Origin of the sequence: Kribbella sp. NBC_00709 (assembly GCF_036226565.1) — a bacterium.
Taxonomy (GTDB): domain Bacteria; phylum Actinomycetota; class Actinomycetes; order Propionibacteriales; family Kribbellaceae; genus Kribbella.
This window is the reverse complement of the sequence record NZ_CP108996.1, coordinates 6526545-6541352: the sequence shown is the minus strand read 5'-3', so window position 1 is coordinate 6541352 and position 14808 is coordinate 6526545. Positions and strand designations below refer to the sequence as shown.

Below are 14808 nucleotides of genomic sequence, written 5' to 3'. Positions count from 1 at the left end.
CTCACCACAGACTCGACTTGGCGAAGCGGCGGGCGAAGGTGTTCGCCAGCACCAGCAGCACCAACCCGATCACCGATCTGAACAGCCCGATCGCGGTCGCATAGCTGAACTGCGGCACCGCCGACGCCAGACCGATCTTGTACACGTAGGTGTCGATCACTTCGGCGACGTCGAGGTTCAGGCTGTTCTGCATCAGCAGCACCTTCTCGAACCCGACGGACAGGATCCTGCCGATGTCGAGGATCAGCAGAATCACCGCCACCGGCACGATCGCCGGCAGGTCGATGTGCCAGATCCGCCGCAACCGCGACGCCCCGTCCACGATCGCCGCCTCGTGCAGCTCCGGCGGCACACTGGTCAGCGCGGCCAGGTAGATGATCGCGGCGAAACCCATCGTCTGCCACGCCCCGGACCAGACATAGAGATGCCGGAACATCGACGAGTCACCCATCAGGTTGGCCGGGCCGAAGCCGAACAGGCCGATGAGTTTGTTCGTCACCCCGGTGTTCGGGCTGGTCAGCACGACGAGCAGACCCACCACGACCACGGTGGAGATGAAGTGCGGTGCGTAGGTGATCAGCTGCGTCGTCCGGCTGAACCACTTCTTCCGGACGGTGTTCAGGCAGAGCGCGAGGACGATCGGCAACGGGAACGTCGCCACCAGTTCGTAGACGTGCAGGTACACGGTGTTCTTGATCAGCCGCCAGAACTGGTACGACTCCACGAAGCGGTCGAAGTACTTCATCCCGGCCCACGGGCTGCCCCAGATCCCCTGCACCACGTTGTAGTCCTTGAACGCGATGATCACGCCGTACATCGGCCAGTAGGCGAAGACCGCCAGCCAGATCAGCGGTAGCGCGAGCATCGCGTACAGCTGCCAGTTGCGGCGCATCCGCAGCCCCAGCCCGACCGCGTTCTTCGCGGTCCGGGTCCGCTTGTGAGTGGCGGACCGGACGGTCGAACGAGTTTCTGTCGAGGTCGCCATGCGCTATCCCTTCAAGGAGCCGACCATGGCTCCCTTGACGAAGTGCTTCTGCACGAACGGGTACACCAGCAGCGGCGGGATCATCCCGATCACGATCAGCGAGTACTTCAGCTGCTGCTGGAGTTCCTGCATCTGCAGCAACTTGCTGGTGTCCTGCATCTGGGACGGGTCGACCTTGGACTGGATCAGGATCTGCCGCAGCACCACCTGCAACGGGAACAGGTTCTCGTTGGTCAGATAGATCAGCGCGTTGAAGAACGAGTTCCACTGCCCGACCGCATAGAACAGCAGGTTCACCGCGATGATCGGCTTGCTCAACGGCAGCACGACGCGCCAGAAGAAGCTGAAGTCGCTGCAGCCGTCCACCTTCCCGGCCTCGACCAGCTCCTCCGGGATCGTCACCATGAAGTACGTCCGGGTGATGATCACGTTCCAGACCGCCAGCGCGGTCGGCAGGATGATCGCCCAGCGCGTGTTCAGCAGTCCGAGCTGATCCACCACCAGGTACGTCGGGATCAGGCCGCCGTTGAACATCATCGTGAACACGAACGCGCCCATGATGATGCCTTTGCCCGGCAAACCCTTCCGGGACAGCGGGTACGCCGCCAGCAGCGTGAGGACCGTCGCCACCAGCGCCCCGGCGACCGCGTAGTACACCGAGTTGCCGAAGCTGCTGACGATCGCCTTGTAATCGAAGATCGCCCGGTAGGCGTCCAGGGTGAAACCGACCGGCCACAGCCAGACCTCGCCGGCCGACACCTTCCTGGTGTTGCTGACCGAGGCGCTGAGGACGTAGATCAGCGGGTACAGGATCGCCAGGCAGAAGAGACCGAGCGCGGTGTAGATACAGGCCATCGCGATCTTGTCGCCGCGGGTGTCCTGGATCGACGCGCCGACCGCCAGCCGCGTCTCGTCCGGCGGCAGAGTTCCCGCGCTCATCCACGTCCTCGCTTCGCTCCGGGCGCGGATGAGACACGAGACGCGCTGTGCTTTCTGATGAGCTCGCTTCGCTCGCTCATGCGTTGTACGTCTCGTAGGCGGCCTGCTGCAGCTCGAGGTACGGCTTCACGCCGATCTTGCTGACCCGGTCCTTGTAGTCGTTCCAGGCGCCGTCGTCGTTCGGGTCGAGCTGCCCGGTGAGGAACTTCGCGAACGACTGGTTCACCTCGCCCTTGAGGTTCGTCTTCAGCTCGGCCTCCTGCGCGGCCTGGTCCTGGTCCAGGGTCACCGGCGGGAACTGCATCTCCTGCGGCTGCTTGAGCGGGAAGAAGCGCTCCTTGGTCTGCTCGTAGAGCGGCTTCTCGAAGGTCAGGTCGCCCGGTAGCACCCGCTCGCCCAACCGGAAGTCCTGGGAGCGATACATCGGGTTGTCCTGGCCCCAGTTGAGGTTCTTCTGCGAGTTCCAGGTCGCGTCGAAGCCGTAGACCGCCTGCTTGCCATTGATCCCCAGGTCGCCCTTCTTCGCCCAGGCGAACTTCGGGCCGCCGTACCCGCGCAGGATCGCCTCCAGCTCGTACTGCGCGTCGGCCCACTGGACCAGCAGGTCCGGTTTGGCGCACTTCTTCGTGATCACCAGGTGTGCCACCTCGACCCCGACGGTGAGGTAGTCCCAGGCGGCGTACTGAACGCCGTTCGGACCCTTCAGCGGCGGGCAGGCCTCGTACTGACGCCAGCGGGCGTTGGGGTCCTTCTGATCGATGTCGAGGAAGTTGCCCCAGTAGTTCGACCGGGCGCCGCCGATCAGCGGTTTGCCCGGCGCGTTGCCGTACCGCTTCAACTGGTCGCCGTCGGCGGTGAAGACGTCCCGGCTGATCAGCCCTTCCTTGTAGAGGCCGTTCACGTACTTCAGGCCCTCGCGCCACTCGTCCTTGTCGAACGCGACGTCGACCTTGCCGTCCTTGACCACCAGCCACGGCTCGCCCGGATCGTAGAGGAACGCGTTCATGAAGAACGGGTCGATGGGAGCGTCGTTGTAGCCCGCGAACGGGATGGTCTTGCCGTTGCCGGCCAGATCCGCCTTCTTGAAGGCCCGCAGTACTTCGCGGAACTCGTCGGTGGTCTTCGGCATCGCCAGGCCGACCTGCTTGATCCAGTCGACGTTCAGCCAGGCCCGGCCGTCGATGGCCCGGCAGTGGAAGCAGTCGTTGATCCCCGGGAACGAGTAGATCTTCTTGTCCGGCGCCTGGATCAGCTTGCGCGTCTCCGGGTAGTCCTTCATCGCCTGCTGCAGGTTCAGCGCATAGGCGTCGATGTGCTGGCCCACGTCGGCGAACAGACCCTGGGCGCCGTACAGGAACAGCTGCGACCGGGTGAACCCGATGCCGAGGAAGGCGTCCGGGATGTCGCCGGCCGCGATCATCGCGTTGACCTTGGTCATCACGTCGTCGTCGGTGCCGCCGATCTGGCTCCACTCGACGTGGACCCCGGTCTTCTGCTCCAGCCACTTGGTGAACGCGTTGGTCTTCCAGTCCCCGATCGTCACGTCCTGCTGGACGACGATCTTGAAGGTGACCTTCTCGGTGGTGAGCGGTTTCAGCGTGCGGGCGACCGGCCCGACGTACCCCTCCGGGTACTGCACGGAGGCCAGCTTCGAGCCGAGGGTCACGCTGGGGGCGGCCTCGCCGGCGCCCGCGGCCGCGCCGCTCGCATTGCTCTTGCTGCTGCACCCACTGAGCAGGCCGCCGCCGGCGGTTGCGGCGGTCAGGCCGAGTGCCCCCGCGATGAGTGATCGACGGCTGACTCCAGGGCGCGCGTCGTCGTTCGGCATGGTTCCTCCTGGCGGCTGGTCGGAACAAAGACGAAATATCCGAGAGCGATATCCGATAGGATCTCGGATCTTTGTCCGGGAGAATGACATAGAAAGCGATGCCACGGAAGACCTCGCCGGGCACTGACCGGGATCAGCCGGTCACTGTCGGTATCTTGCGCGGCAAACGCTTACCGCTTGCGTTCGACCGGCCGACTTTCTTGCGGAAAGAAACCCCCGGGGCGCGCGTTCTATAGGGTTCCGGTCATGGCGACCCCGAAGTTCATCCTCGAGCTGCGCGCGAAGATCGGCCACGATCTCCTCTGGCTCACCGGCCTCACCGGCGTGGTCCTCGACGACCAGGACCAGGTGCTGCTGGTCCGGCGCGCGGACACCGGCAACTGGGCGCTGATCGGCGGCATCCTCGAGCCCGGCGAGCAGCCGGCCGTCGGCCTGGTCCGGGAGATCTTCGAGGAGACCGCGGTCGAGGCCGCGGTCGAGCGCCTGATCAGCGTCGAGTCGTTCCCGCCGGCCAGCTACCCGAACGGCGACCAGGTCCAGTTCCTCGACCTGTGCTTCCGCTGCCGCCCGCTCCGCGGCGAGGCCCGCGTCAACGACGACGAGTCCGTCGACGTCGGCTGGTGGCCGCTCGCCGACCTGCCACCCCTGCGCGAAACCGACCTGATGCTGCTCCAGCGGGCCCTCTCCCCCACCGACCAGCCGCTCTACCTCACTTCCGCAGACTGACCTGCAGGTCGCGCAACCAACGCTCGCTCATCGCCGGCTGCCGCCCGAGCTCGTCGGCGAGTGCGCGCCGTACTGCGGGGGTCCGCGCGGCCGCGACCAGTTGAACGGCCTCGGCGAGCGCCATCCGCGCCTCCTCCGCCCGCCGCGGTTCGGCCACCTCGGAGTCCGACCACCGGGTCCGGCGGAACGACTCGGCCGTCTTCGGCTGGGTGTTACCGAAGTACGACCACAGCCGCCCATCCAGCGAGACATTGCGGATCGCGGCCGCCGGGAGCTCGTCGGCAAGGTCCGCATGCTGCTGCCAGCGCCAGGTGTTCGGGCTGGTCTTGGTCCGCCAGGTGATCCCGATGAAGCGCAGCTGGCGACGAATCACGTCCCATTGCGCATGCTCGTCGTCGATCCAGTCACGCAGTACGGCGTACAGGTTCTCGAACGTGGAGCCCTGGTAGACGAGATCGACGAACACCGTCGGCCGGCCGCGCATCAGCTCGGCCGGCGCCAACCCCTCCGCAGCCAGGTTGGTCCGGAGCTGGCGGAGCTCCGCGGCGTTGAACCCTTGCCCGCTGAGGCCGTACAGCGACAGCGGGAGCGGGTGCAGCCGGGAAGCCCAACCGGTATCTGCGAGGGCCCCGCTCAGCAGGTCGTACAGGCTGTCGACGGAGCGGCCGACGAAGTACAGCTCTCCGTCGCCGCACTGCGCCAGCACCCGGGCCGCGCACTCGACCAGGCCGTCCAGGAAGAACAGCGGCGGCGGCTCGACGCCGTCGAGCATCGAGCCGAGCTGGTCCGGCCGGACCAGGTCCCAGCGGAACGGCCGGTTCGGCTCGGGCACGGGTCAGTGGGCGGCTTCGTGCCAGGTGCGGCCGACGCCGACGGAGACGTCCAGCGGGACGGCCATCTCGACGGCGTGGCCCATGTCGTGGCGGACCAGCTGCTCGAGGGCCTCGCGCTCGCCGGGAGCGATCTCGAAGACGAGCTCGTCGTGGACCTGGAGGAGCATCCGCGACTTCAGGCCGGACTCCCGCAGGGACGCGTCGACCTTGAGCATCGCCATCTTGATCACGTCGGCCGCCGAGCCCTGGATCGGCGCGTTCAGCGCCATCCGCTCGGCCATCTCGCGCCGCTGCCGGTTGTCGCTGGTCAGGTCCGGCAGGTACCGCCGGCGGCCCAGGATGGTCTCGGTGTACCCGGTCTTGCCGGCGTCGATGACGATCGACCGCAGGTAGTCCCGGACGCCGCCGAAGCCCTCGAAGTACTCGTCCATCAGGCCCTTGGCCTCGTCCACGCCGATCTTCAGCTGCTGACTCAACCCGTACGCCGACAGGCCGTACGCCAAGCCGTAGTTCATCGCCTTGATCTTGGCGCGCTGCTCCTGCGTCACGTCGGACGGCTCGACCGAGAACACCCGGGACGCGGTCACCGAGTGGAAGTCCATCCCGGAGTTGAACGCGTCGATCAGGCCCTGGTCCTTCGACACGTGCGCCATGATCCGCATCTCGATCTGGCTGTAGTCCGCCGACATCAGCGACTCGTTACCCTCGCCGACGACGAACGCCTGCCGGATCCGGCGGCCTTCCTCGGTCCGGATCGGGATGTTCTGCAGGTTCGGGTCGGTGGAGCTCAGCCGCCCGGTCGCCGCGATCGTCTGGTTGAACGTGGTGTGGATCCGGCCGTCGCGCGGGCTGATGGTCTTCAGCAGACCCTCGACCGTCTGCCGCAGCCGGGTCGCGTCCCGGTGCGCCAGCAGGTACGCCAGGAACGGGTGCTCGGTCTTCTCGAACAGCGCCTGCAGCGAATCCGCGTCCGTGGTGTACCCGGTCTTGGTCCGCTTGGTCTTCGGCATCTGCAGCTCGTCGAACAGCACCACCTGCAGCTGCTTCGGCGACCCCAGGTTGATCTCCTTGCCGATCACCTCGTACGCCGAGGTGGCGGCCTCGCGCACTCCGGTCGCGAACCGCTCCTCGAGCTCCTCCAGATACGGCCGGTCGACCGCGATGCCGTCGCGCTCCATGGCGGCGATCACCTGGATCAGCGGCAGCTCGACGTCCGCGAGCAGCGGCGTACCCGCCTGCTTCTCGAGCTCGGCGTCCAGCGTGTCGGCGAGGTCGGCGATCGCGCGGGCCCGCAGCATCGTGTGGTCCGCGGCCGGGCCGCCCTCGACGTCGTCGAAGCTGAGCTGCCCGTTGTCGGCCTCCTCGTTGCGCAGCTCGCGCTTGAGATACCGCACGGTCAGGTCGGCCAGGTCGTAGGCCCGCTGGTCCGGACGGACCAGATACGCGCTCAGCTGGGTGTCCGAGCTCAGGCCGCCGAGCGTCCAGCCCCGCTCCAGGAAGGCGAGGAGCGGGCCGTTCACATCGTGCAGCGCCTTCGGCTGCTTGTCGTCGGCGAGCCAGGCCTGCCACGCCGACTCGTCGTCCGGCGTCAGCATGGTCGGGTCGAACCAGGCCGCCGCGCCGGAGGTGTTGGCCAGCGCCAGCCCAGTGATCTGGCCGGTCCCGCCGCCCCAGCTCCCCTGCACCGCGACGCCGACGCGCTCACCGCCGCTCACGTGCTCCTTGAGCCAGGCTGCCACCTCGCCCGGCTTCAGCTGCGCGCCCTCCAGCTCGAACCCGTGGTCGACGGTCGCGTCGACCTCCTCGTGCTCGGCGACGAGCCGCTCGCGCAGCACCCGGAACTCCAGGCTGTCGAACAGCGTGTGCACCTTGTCCCGGTCCCACGGCGTCCGGGCCAGGTCGTCGACCGTCACGTCCAGGGTCAGGTCGCGGACCAGCTCGTTGATCTGCCGGTTCCGGATCACGTCGGCGAGGTGCTCACGCAGCGACTCGCCGGCCTTGCCCTTGATCTCGTTCACCCGGTCGACCACGTCGTTCAGCGAGCCGAACTGGTTCAGCCACTTGGCCGCCGTCTTCGGCCCGACGCCGGGCACGCCCGGCAGGTTGTCGCTCTGCTCCCCCACCAGCGCGGCGAGATCCGGATACAGCCGCGGGGTGACGCCGTACTTCTCCTCGATCGCGGCCGGGTCCATCCGGGCGATCTCGGACACGCCGCGCTTCGGATACAGCACCGTGACGTCCTCGCTGACCAGCTGGAACGAGTCCCGGTCACCGCTGCTGATCAGCACCTCGAAGCCCTGCTCGGACGCCTGCGTGGCGAGCGTGGCGATGATGTCGTCGGCCTCCCAGCCGTCGATCTCGGTGGTCGGGATCCGGAGCGCCTCCAGCACCTCCTTGACCAGCGAGACCTGCCCCTTGAACTCGTCCGGCGACTTCGACCGGCCCGCCTTGTACTCCGCGTACTGCTCCGCGCGGAAGGTCTTGCGGGACACGTCGAAGGCCACGCAGATGTGCGTCGGCTGCTCGTCGCGGAGCATGTTGATGAGCATCGAGGTGAACCCGTACACCGCGTTGGTGTGCTGCCCGGTGGTGGTGGAGAAGTTCTCCACCGGGAGCGCGTAGAACGCCCGGTACGCCAGTGAGTGCCCGTCCAGCAGCAGGATCCGCGGCCGGCCGGTGCTGGCGGCCGCGGTGTCCTTGGTCATCGTCGAGGTGTCGGTATCTGGAGCCACACACCGACTCTAGTGGGTCCCATGGACAGTTCTGACACACTGCTTCCGTGACAGATGAAACGAACCTCGGACCAGGTATGGGCATGGAGGGTACTCTCCTCCAGCTGATGGGAATCGTTGTCAGCGAAGCATCCCCCGACCGGGTGGTCGCGACGATGCCGGTCAAGGGCAACACCCAGCCGTACGGCCTGCTCCACGGCGGCGCGTCCTGCGTGCTGGCCGAGAGCCTCGGCTCGATCGGCTCCGCGCTGCACGCGGCGACGTACGGGAAGGTCGCGGTCGGCGTCGACATCAACGCCACCCATCACCGGGCGGTCCGCGAGGGCGTGGTCACCGGGGTGGCGACCCCGATCTACCTCGGCCGTACGACGACGTCGTACGAGGTGGTCGTCACCGACGAGCGGGACAAGCGGGTCTGCACCGCGCGGATCACTTGCCAGCTGATTCAGGCTCCGCCGGGGAGCTGACCACGGCACCGCCGAGCTGAGCGCGGCGGGCGAAGGCGGAGCGCCGGGACGAGAGCAGGGCCAGCAGGTTCGGTGCGTGCTCGGCCGCGAGCCGGCGACGGACCGTGTGCGTGTTCGCGAACCGCAGGACGCCGGCCTGCCCGAGACCGAGCCGGGCCAGGAAGCGGTTCGCCTCGCGGGCGATCGCGGGCGCGACCACGGCCAGGTGGGCACAGCTCTCGTGCTCGGCCCAGGCGACCGCCTCCGCGATCAAGGCCTTGCCGAGGCCGTGCCGGCGGGCGGAGTCGCTGACGTGCAAGTACTCGACCGTGATCGTGGAGTCGTCGTGCAGCGGGCTGACTGCGGCCCGGCGCAGGTACGCCATGCCGTGCACGGCGCCGTCCAGCTCGACCACCACCAGCCGGCCGAACGGATCGTCCACATGCTTGCTGACGGCAACCTCCGCGGCGGCCGTCGACGGTGGGGCCGGCAACCGGGACGGCAGCCCGGCGGTGGTCAGCTCACGCCACAACGCGACCAGGGCGGCGGCGTCCCCCACGCGCGCGTCCCTCACCTCGATGGCTGCCACCACAGCGACCTCCTGGGTCCGGTCCACCCCCGAGGTGAACGGACGGGCCGATACGCTCGTCCTCGCGCAACAGTAGGCCCTCGGGGGTCACATGCAAAGCTGACCATAGATGTCCGGAGGGACGAGTTTGTTCATCGGAATCGGGACTGTCGTGAACGTCGCGACAGTGCTCGTCGGTTCGGTACTCGGCGTGCTCGTCGGGCACCGGCTCAGTCACCGCACCAGGGATCTGGTCACCGATGCGATCGGCCTGGTCACGCTGCTGATCGCGATCTCGTCGGCACTCACCGTCGGCGACAAGGCGCTCAGCGACGCGGTCGGTGACAGCGCCCCGGTGCTCATCGTGCTCGGCGCGATGCTGATCGGCGGGATCATCGGCTCGCTGCTGCACATCGAGGAACGGCTCGAAGGCTTCGGCGCCTGGATGCAGCGCCGGTTCGACCGCGGCGAAGGGCAGAGCACGTTCGTCGAAGGGTTCGTGTCGGCGTCGATGGTGTTCTGCGTCGGGCCGCTCACCTTCCTCGGTTCGCTGTCCGATGGCCTCGGCCAGGGCGCGGATCAGCTGTACCTGAAGGCGGTTCTGGACGGGTTCACGTCGATCGCCTTCGCCGCGTCGTTCGGCTGGGGCGTGGCCGCATCGGCGCTCGTCGTACTCGTCGTGCAAGGTTCGATGACGGCCGTCGGAGCTCTCCTCGGCGACGTACTCCCGGATGCTCATGTGACCGCGCTCGGCGCGACCGGCGGCGTGATGCTGATCGGCGTAGCGCTCAGACTCCTGAAACTGAAGCAGGTTGCGGTCGCCGACCTGCTACCGGCGCTGATCGTAGCGCCCCTCCTGGTCCAACTGCTCGTCGTCCTCCGCAACTGATCGACAAACACTTACGTCCGAAGAAGTGGCGAGACGTCTGCGCACTTCTTCGGACGTAAGGTGTTTGTTCGGTCAGTCCTCGCCGAGGTAGGCCTTGCGGACCGAGTCGTTCACCAGCAGATCGCTGCCCGAACCCGACAGCACGATCTTCCCGACCTCGAGCACGTAGCCGAAATCGGCCCGCTTCAACGCTGCCTGGGCGTTCTGCTCGACCAGCAGGATCGTCGTACCCTGCCGCTGCAGCTCGGTCACCGTGGACATGATCCGCTTCATCATGATCGGTGACAGACCCATCGACGGCTCGTCCAGCATCATCAGCTTCGGCCGGCTCATCATCGCCCGGCCCATCGCCAGCATCTGCTGCTCACCGCCGGAGAACGTGCCGGCCGGCTGCTTGCGCCGCTCCCCCAGGATCGGGAACAGCTCGTACGCCGACTCGAGATCCCTGCGGACACCTGCCGGGTCCCGTCGCGCGAACGCGCCGAGCAGCAGGTTCTCCTCGACCGACAGCCGCGGGAAGATCCGCCGGCCCTCGGGCGAGTGCGCCAGACCCCGGGTGACGATGTCGTGCGCCGCCACGTGGTCGATCCGCTCGCCCTGGAACCAGATCTCGCCGCCGGTCGGCCGGAGCAGCCCGGAGATCGTCTTCAGCGTGGTGGTCTTGCCGGCGCCGTTGGTGCCGATCAGCGACACCACCTGCCCCTGCTCCACGCTGAAGCTGATGTTCTTCACCGCAACGATCTTGCCGTAGGCAACTTCCAGGTCCTTGACCTCGAGCATCGCGGTCATGGCGTCTCCTCCGTGACGTCCTGCGGAGCATCCTCGTCGTCGTCCTCGCCGGTGCCGATGTAGGCCTCGATCACCCGCGGGTCGGACTGCACCTCGTCCGGCGTGCCCTCGATCAGGGCCTGCCCCTGGACCAGACACAGCACCCGGTCGCAGAGGTTGAAGATGAACCGCATGTCGTGCTCGATCACCACGACCGACAGCCCGGAGTCCCGGATCTTGAAGATCAGGTCGCTGGCCTGACGGGTCTCCTGCGGGTTCATACCGGCGGTCGGCTCGTCCAGCAGGATGAGCTTCGGGTCGGTGGCCAGCGCCCGCGCGATCTCGAGCCGGCGCTGGTCGCCGTACGGCATGTTCCGGGCCAGGTGCTCGGCGGACTTGCCGAGCCCGACGAAGTCGAGCAGCTCCTGGGCCCGTTTCCGGGTGGCCGCCTCCTCGTGCCGGAACTTCGGCCCGTGCAGCACCGAGGTGACCGCGCCCGCGCTGGTCCGGCAGTAGCGGCCGACCATCACGTTCTCCAAAGCGGTCATGTTCGCGAACAGCCGGATGTTCTGGAACGTCCGCGCCATCCCGGCCCGGACAACCGCCCGCGGCTTGGGCGGCAGCGGGCCCAGCACCCCGGGCACCGGCGGCGTCAGCCCCGGGTTCTCCGTCAGTACCGGCTCCAGCCGGTGGGTGATGCCGATCCCCGGACGCCGGGTGAACACCTGAAAGAACCTCATCGGCTTCTTCTTCGGCGGCGGCGAAGCGGCGAACCGGACCTGGCCGCTGGTCGGCTTGTACAGGCCCGTGAGGCAGTTGAAGAACGTCGTCTTGCCGGCGCCGTTCGGGCCGATCAGACCGACGATCTCGCCCTGCCGGACGCTCAGGTCCACGTCGTTCACGGCCAGCAGACCGCCGAACCGCATCGTCACACCGGTTGCCTCGAGCACCGTTTCACCGGTCGCCTCGGGGCGCACCCGCTCCTCCACGGCAGTCATTTCGCCTCCCCGACGGCCAGGCGTTCCTCTTCGATCTCGACGGCCAGCTCCTCGTCCTCTTCGTGGAACTCGAGCTGCCTTCGTCTGCTCGCGACCAGGCCCTCCGGCCGGAACCGCATCATCAGCACCAGCAGCAGACCGAACATCAGCAGCCGGTATTCGGAGAAGAACCGCAGCTTCTCCGGCAGCAGCTTCAGGATCGTTGCTCCCAGCAACACACCGGCGATGGTGCCCATACCGCCGAGCACGATCGCGGCGAGCAGGAACGCCGACTCGATGAACTGGTACTGGTCCGGGCTGACCGCCGCGTCCTGGTGGGCCTTGATGGTGCCGGCCAGACCGGCCAGGAACGCGCCGACCGCGAACGCGAGCAGCTTCAGCCCGAACACGTTCACGCCCATCGCCTCGGCGGCCTTCTCGTCCTCCCGGATCGCCACCCAGCCACGGCCGATCCGGCTGTTGTTCAGCCGGGCGAAGACCAGGATGACGAAGCCGATCAGGATCAGCAGCAGGAAGTAGTAGTTCGAGAACCGGCCCAGCTCGATGCCCGCGAGCTTGTGCTCGTCACCGAAGTTGAACCCGCCGATCTGCAGGTCCGGGATGCCCGGGATGCCGTTCGGCCCGTTGGTCAGGTTCGGGCCGTTGTTGCCGTCCAGGTTGCCCATCGAGAACCGGAAGATCTCACCGAAGCCGAGCGTCACGATGGCCAGGTAGTCACCCGAGACCCGCAGCGTCGGCGTACCGATGATCAGGCCCAGCGTCGCGGACACCGCCGCGCCGACCAGCATCACGACCAGGAACGGCGGCTTCCACCCGACCGTGGCGAACGCCGAGTTCGACAGCACCGCCGCCGTGTAGGAACCGGCCCCGAGGAACGCGATGTACCCGAGGTCGAGCAGGCCGGCCAGACCCACCACGATGTTCAGGCCCATCGCCGTCGCACCGAAGATCAGCACCTGGTTCGCGATCGACATGTTCGCGTCCGACCCGTTCTGCGTGAACGGGAACAGGAACGCCACCACGAACGCGGCCAGCGTGAGCACGTTGCGGTGCCGCTGCCCGACGTGACCGACGAAGGTCATCGTGCCGGTCCGGAACAACGCCGTGGCGACCACGGCGATGAACACCAGGCAGAGGATGAACGACCAGGCGTCCTGCAGGCCGAGCGCGTACGCCGCGGCGAACAGCACCGCGGCCATCAGCACCGCGATCGAGAGGATCTCGGCCCAGCCCGGAAGCCTCGCCTCACTCATGTCCCGCAACTGCCGCAGCGGCAGCAACCAGCCCGAGACCGCGATCAGCAGCGCACCGACGAGCGAGATGTACCCGCCCGGGTTCACGTTGATCAGGCCGTCGGACTCGGTGCTGATCGCAACCAGGACCAGCACCATGTACAGCGTCAGACCGGCGCCGAGCGTCCGGATACCGAGCGTGGCATCCAGCCAGGTACCCAGCTTGGCCAGCGGGCCCTTCTCGGCCAGCAGCAGCACCAGCGACAGGACGGCGCCGATGATCGTGAGGATCTGCAGGCCGCCCGGGTAGAAGTTGATCGACAGATCGTTCAGGATCTGGCTGTCGTAGCTCCAGGACAGGAACGATCCGACGATCAGCAGCACCACGCCGGCCAGACCCAACGGCCACGCGATCGGCTTGCCGGACTTCGCCGGCGGTGCATCCGTTGCCTCTGGCACAGGAGTCTTCACATCCGTCATGCCCGGTCCACCACCCTCGCGCCGAGCAGGCCCTGCGGCCTGAAGACCAGAACCAGAATCAGGATGACGAAGGCCCAGACGTCCTTCCAGGTGCTTCCGCCGAACTGACCCGGGATGTACTGCGTGGCCATCGCCTCGACCACACCGAGGACGAGACCGCCGACAACAGCGCCGTACACGTTGCCGATACCACCGAGCACGGCCGCGGTGAACGCCTTCAGGCCGGCCAGGAAGCCCATCCTGAAGTCGATGTTGTTGTTCTGCAGACCCTGCGAGACACCCGCGATCGCCGCGAGCACCGCACCGAGCGCGAACGCGACCACGATGATCCGGTCGACGTTGATACCCATCAGCCGGGCGGTGTCCGGGTCCTGCGACACGGCCTGCATACCGCGACCGAGCCGGGTCCGGTTGATGAAGAACCACAGCAGTACGGCGCAGACCACCAGTGCGGCGACCGTGAAGATCGCGGACCGCTGGATGGTCACGCCGCCGACCTGCAGCGCCGTACCGGTCACCACGTCGAGCTGCGGGAACGGGATGCGCTGCTTCGCGCTCGGCCACTCGACCTTGTTGATCAGCTCCTTGAAGATGATCCAGCCGATCTCCGCGGTCAGCGCGGACGCGGCAGCGGTGACCGCCACCGCCTGCAGGCTGACCTCGACCCGCGCACCCTTCTTGGCGGCCCGGCCGGCGAGCACGCCGACCGCCGTACCGACGAGGGCGCCGCCGACGATGGCTGCCACGACGTACAACGCCGAGACGTCGGGGCTGATCAGCCGCACGATGATCCACAGCACGACCGCGCCGGACGCGCCGCCGAGCAGCGGGGCCCGGTCGTTCCACTTGGACACCGGGTGGTTCAGGTTGACCTTGGCCTGCCGCGCGCCGACGGCGTAGCCGACGGCGATCGCCAGACCGGCGAACACCACAACGGTCCAGCCCGGCTGCTCGTAGAAGAGCCGGATGAACTCCTGCAGGAACACCGAGATACCGATCGCGGTGATCAGTGGTGCCAGTCGTGGCGCGTTCCGCAGGGGACGGTACGCGACACGTTCCATCAGCACCGCGGTGCCGACCGACGCGATCATCGCGCCTATGATCATCACCGGCAGGATCCAGACGCTGGTATGACCGTTGAAGAACAACAAGTATGTGGTCAGCGCGCCGAACGCGCCGATCATGAAGACCTCGCCGTGGGCGAAGTTGATGAGCTGCACGATGCCGTAGACGACGGTGTAACCGACCGCGATCAGGGCGTAGAGCGAGCCCAAGGTCAGCCCGTTGACGAGCTGCTGGAGGAACTGGTCCACGTCGACCTCCCATCTGCCTCAGTTATGACACGCCACGGGGGTGGGAGGATCGCTCCCACCCCCGAGACATG

The 14808-nt window shown here is 67.3% G+C and carries 13 protein-coding genes; 3 read left to right on the top strand and 10 right to left on the bottom strand.

What is annotated here, in order from left to right; translation table 11 throughout:
• Position 1: 1 nt before the first annotated feature.
• The 3 genes from OHA18_RS31995 to OHA18_RS31985 all read right to left on the bottom strand — a co-directional run bounded on the left by OHA18_RS31995 (position 2) and on the right by OHA18_RS31985 (position 3752).
• Positions 2-985, bottom strand: coding sequence for an ABC transporter permease (locus tag OHA18_RS31995; protein ID WP_328999062.1), 984 nt, complete (start codon positions 983-985; stop codon positions 2-4).
• Positions 986-988: 3 nt separating this feature from the next.
• Positions 989-1924 (bottom strand): carbohydrate ABC transporter permease, encoded by a 936-nt coding sequence (locus OHA18_RS31990; RefSeq protein WP_328999061.1) that lies wholly within the window; start codon positions 1922-1924, stop codon positions 989-991.
• Between the two features lie 76 nt (positions 1925-2000).
• A complete protein-coding gene (locus OHA18_RS31985) occupies positions 2001-3752 on the bottom strand; it encodes an extracellular solute-binding protein (protein WP_328999060.1) in 1752 nt (583 codons plus the stop codon).
• Positions 3753-3998: 246 nt separating this feature from the next.
• Here OHA18_RS31985 and OHA18_RS31980 point away from each other — a divergent pair, with 246 nt between their 5' ends.
• Positions 3999-4478, top strand: coding sequence for an NUDIX hydrolase (locus OHA18_RS31980; RefSeq protein ID WP_328999059.1), 480 nt, complete (start codon positions 3999-4001; stop codon positions 4476-4478).
• Here the strand turns inward: OHA18_RS31980 and OHA18_RS31975 are convergent.
• Entirely contained in the window at positions 4462-5310 is an 849-nt protein-coding gene (locus OHA18_RS31975; RefSeq protein ID WP_328999058.1) for a hypothetical protein, read from the bottom strand. The genes OHA18_RS31980 and OHA18_RS31975 overlap by 17 nt on opposite strands.
• 3 nt (positions 5311-5313) lie before the next feature.
• Positions 5314-8016 (bottom strand): DNA polymerase I, encoded by a 2703-nt coding sequence (gene polA, locus OHA18_RS31970; RefSeq protein ID WP_329006177.1) that lies wholly within the window; start codon positions 8014-8016, stop codon positions 5314-5316.
• 104 nt (positions 8017-8120) lie between these two features.
• On the opposite strand from polA, the gene OHA18_RS31965 reads away from it, so the two are divergent.
• Positions 8121-8510 carry a hotdog fold thioesterase gene (locus OHA18_RS31965; protein ID WP_442914429.1) on the top strand — a complete coding sequence of 130 codons (390 nt, stop codon included), beginning with the start codon at positions 8121-8123 and terminating at the stop codon, positions 8508-8510.
• On the opposite strand, the gene OHA18_RS31960 is transcribed toward OHA18_RS31965, so the two are convergent.
• On the bottom strand, positions 8473-9078 hold the full coding sequence (locus OHA18_RS31960) for a GNAT family N-acetyltransferase (RefSeq protein WP_328999056.1): 606 nt from the start codon (positions 9076-9078) through the stop codon (positions 8473-8475). The two genes, OHA18_RS31965 and OHA18_RS31960, sit on opposite strands and share 38 nt — an antisense overlap.
• 109 nt (positions 9079-9187) lie before the next feature.
• On the opposite strand from OHA18_RS31960, the gene OHA18_RS31955 reads away from it, so the two are divergent.
• Positions 9188-9946, top strand: a complete 759-nt coding sequence (locus OHA18_RS31955) for a DUF554 domain-containing protein (protein ID WP_328999055.1) — start codon at positions 9188-9190, stop codon at positions 9944-9946.
• 72 nt (positions 9947-10018) lie between these two features.
• Here the strand turns inward: OHA18_RS31955 and OHA18_RS31950 are convergent, their stop codons facing one another.
• Genes OHA18_RS31950 through OHA18_RS31935 form a run of 4 tightly spaced genes read right to left on the bottom strand, consistent with a single transcriptional unit; the run spans position 10019 to position 14737 of the window.
• A complete protein-coding gene (locus tag OHA18_RS31950; RefSeq protein WP_328999054.1) occupies positions 10019-10735 on the bottom strand; it encodes an ABC transporter ATP-binding protein in 717 nt (238 codons plus the stop codon).
• Positions 10732-11712: an ABC transporter ATP-binding protein gene (locus tag OHA18_RS31945; RefSeq protein WP_328999053.1), complete on the bottom strand. Its 981-nt coding sequence runs from the start codon at positions 11710-11712 to the stop codon at positions 10732-10734. Before OHA18_RS31945 ends, OHA18_RS31950 begins: the two co-directional genes overlap by 4 nt.
• On the bottom strand, positions 11709-13424 hold the full coding sequence (locus OHA18_RS31940) for a branched-chain amino acid ABC transporter permease (RefSeq protein WP_328999052.1): 1716 nt from the start codon (positions 13422-13424) through the stop codon (positions 11709-11711). Before OHA18_RS31940 ends, OHA18_RS31945 begins: the two co-directional genes overlap by 4 nt.
• Positions 13421-14737: a branched-chain amino acid ABC transporter permease gene (locus OHA18_RS31935; protein WP_328999051.1), complete on the bottom strand. Its 1317-nt coding sequence runs from the start codon at positions 14735-14737 to the stop codon at positions 13421-13423. The genes OHA18_RS31940 and OHA18_RS31935 overlap by 4 nt, the downstream gene beginning before the upstream one ends.
• Positions 14738-14808 lie beyond the last annotated feature (71 nt).

Excerpts from the sequence above, each read along its gene's own strand:
- OHA18_RS31995 (WP_328999062.1), bottom strand. The coding sequence starts at position 985 with ATGGCGACCTCGACAGAAACTCGTTCGACCGTCCGGTCCGCCACTCAC.
- OHA18_RS31990 (WP_328999061.1), bottom strand. The coding sequence starts at position 1,924 with ATGAGCGCGGGAACTCTGCCGCCGGACGAGACGCGGCTGGCGGTCGGC.
- OHA18_RS31985 (WP_328999060.1), bottom strand. The coding sequence starts at position 3,752 with ATGCCGAACGACGACGCGCGCCCTGGAGTCAGCCGTCGATCACTCATC.
- OHA18_RS31980 (WP_328999059.1), top strand. The coding sequence starts at position 3,999 with ATGGCGACCCCGAAGTTCATCCTCGAGCTGCGCGCGAAGATCGGCCAC.
- polA (WP_329006177.1), bottom strand. The coding sequence starts at position 8,016 with ATGACCAAGGACACCGCGGCCGCCAGCACCGGCCGGCCGCGGATCCTG.
- OHA18_RS31965 (WP_442914429.1), top strand. The coding sequence starts at position 8,121 with ATGGGCATGGAGGGTACTCTCCTCCAGCTGATGGGAATCGTTGTCAGC.
- OHA18_RS31955 (WP_328999055.1), top strand. The coding sequence starts at position 9,188 with ATGTCCGGAGGGACGAGTTTGTTCATCGGAATCGGGACTGTCGTGAAC.
- OHA18_RS31950 (WP_328999054.1), bottom strand. The coding sequence starts at position 10,735 with ATGACCGCGATGCTCGAGGTCAAGGACCTGGAAGTTGCCTACGGCAAG.
- OHA18_RS31945 (WP_328999053.1), bottom strand. The coding sequence starts at position 11,712 with ATGACTGCCGTGGAGGAGCGGGTGCGCCCCGAGGCGACCGGTGAAACG.
- OHA18_RS31940 (WP_328999052.1), bottom strand. The coding sequence starts at position 13,424 with ATGACGGATGTGAAGACTCCTGTGCCAGAGGCAACGGATGCACCGCCG.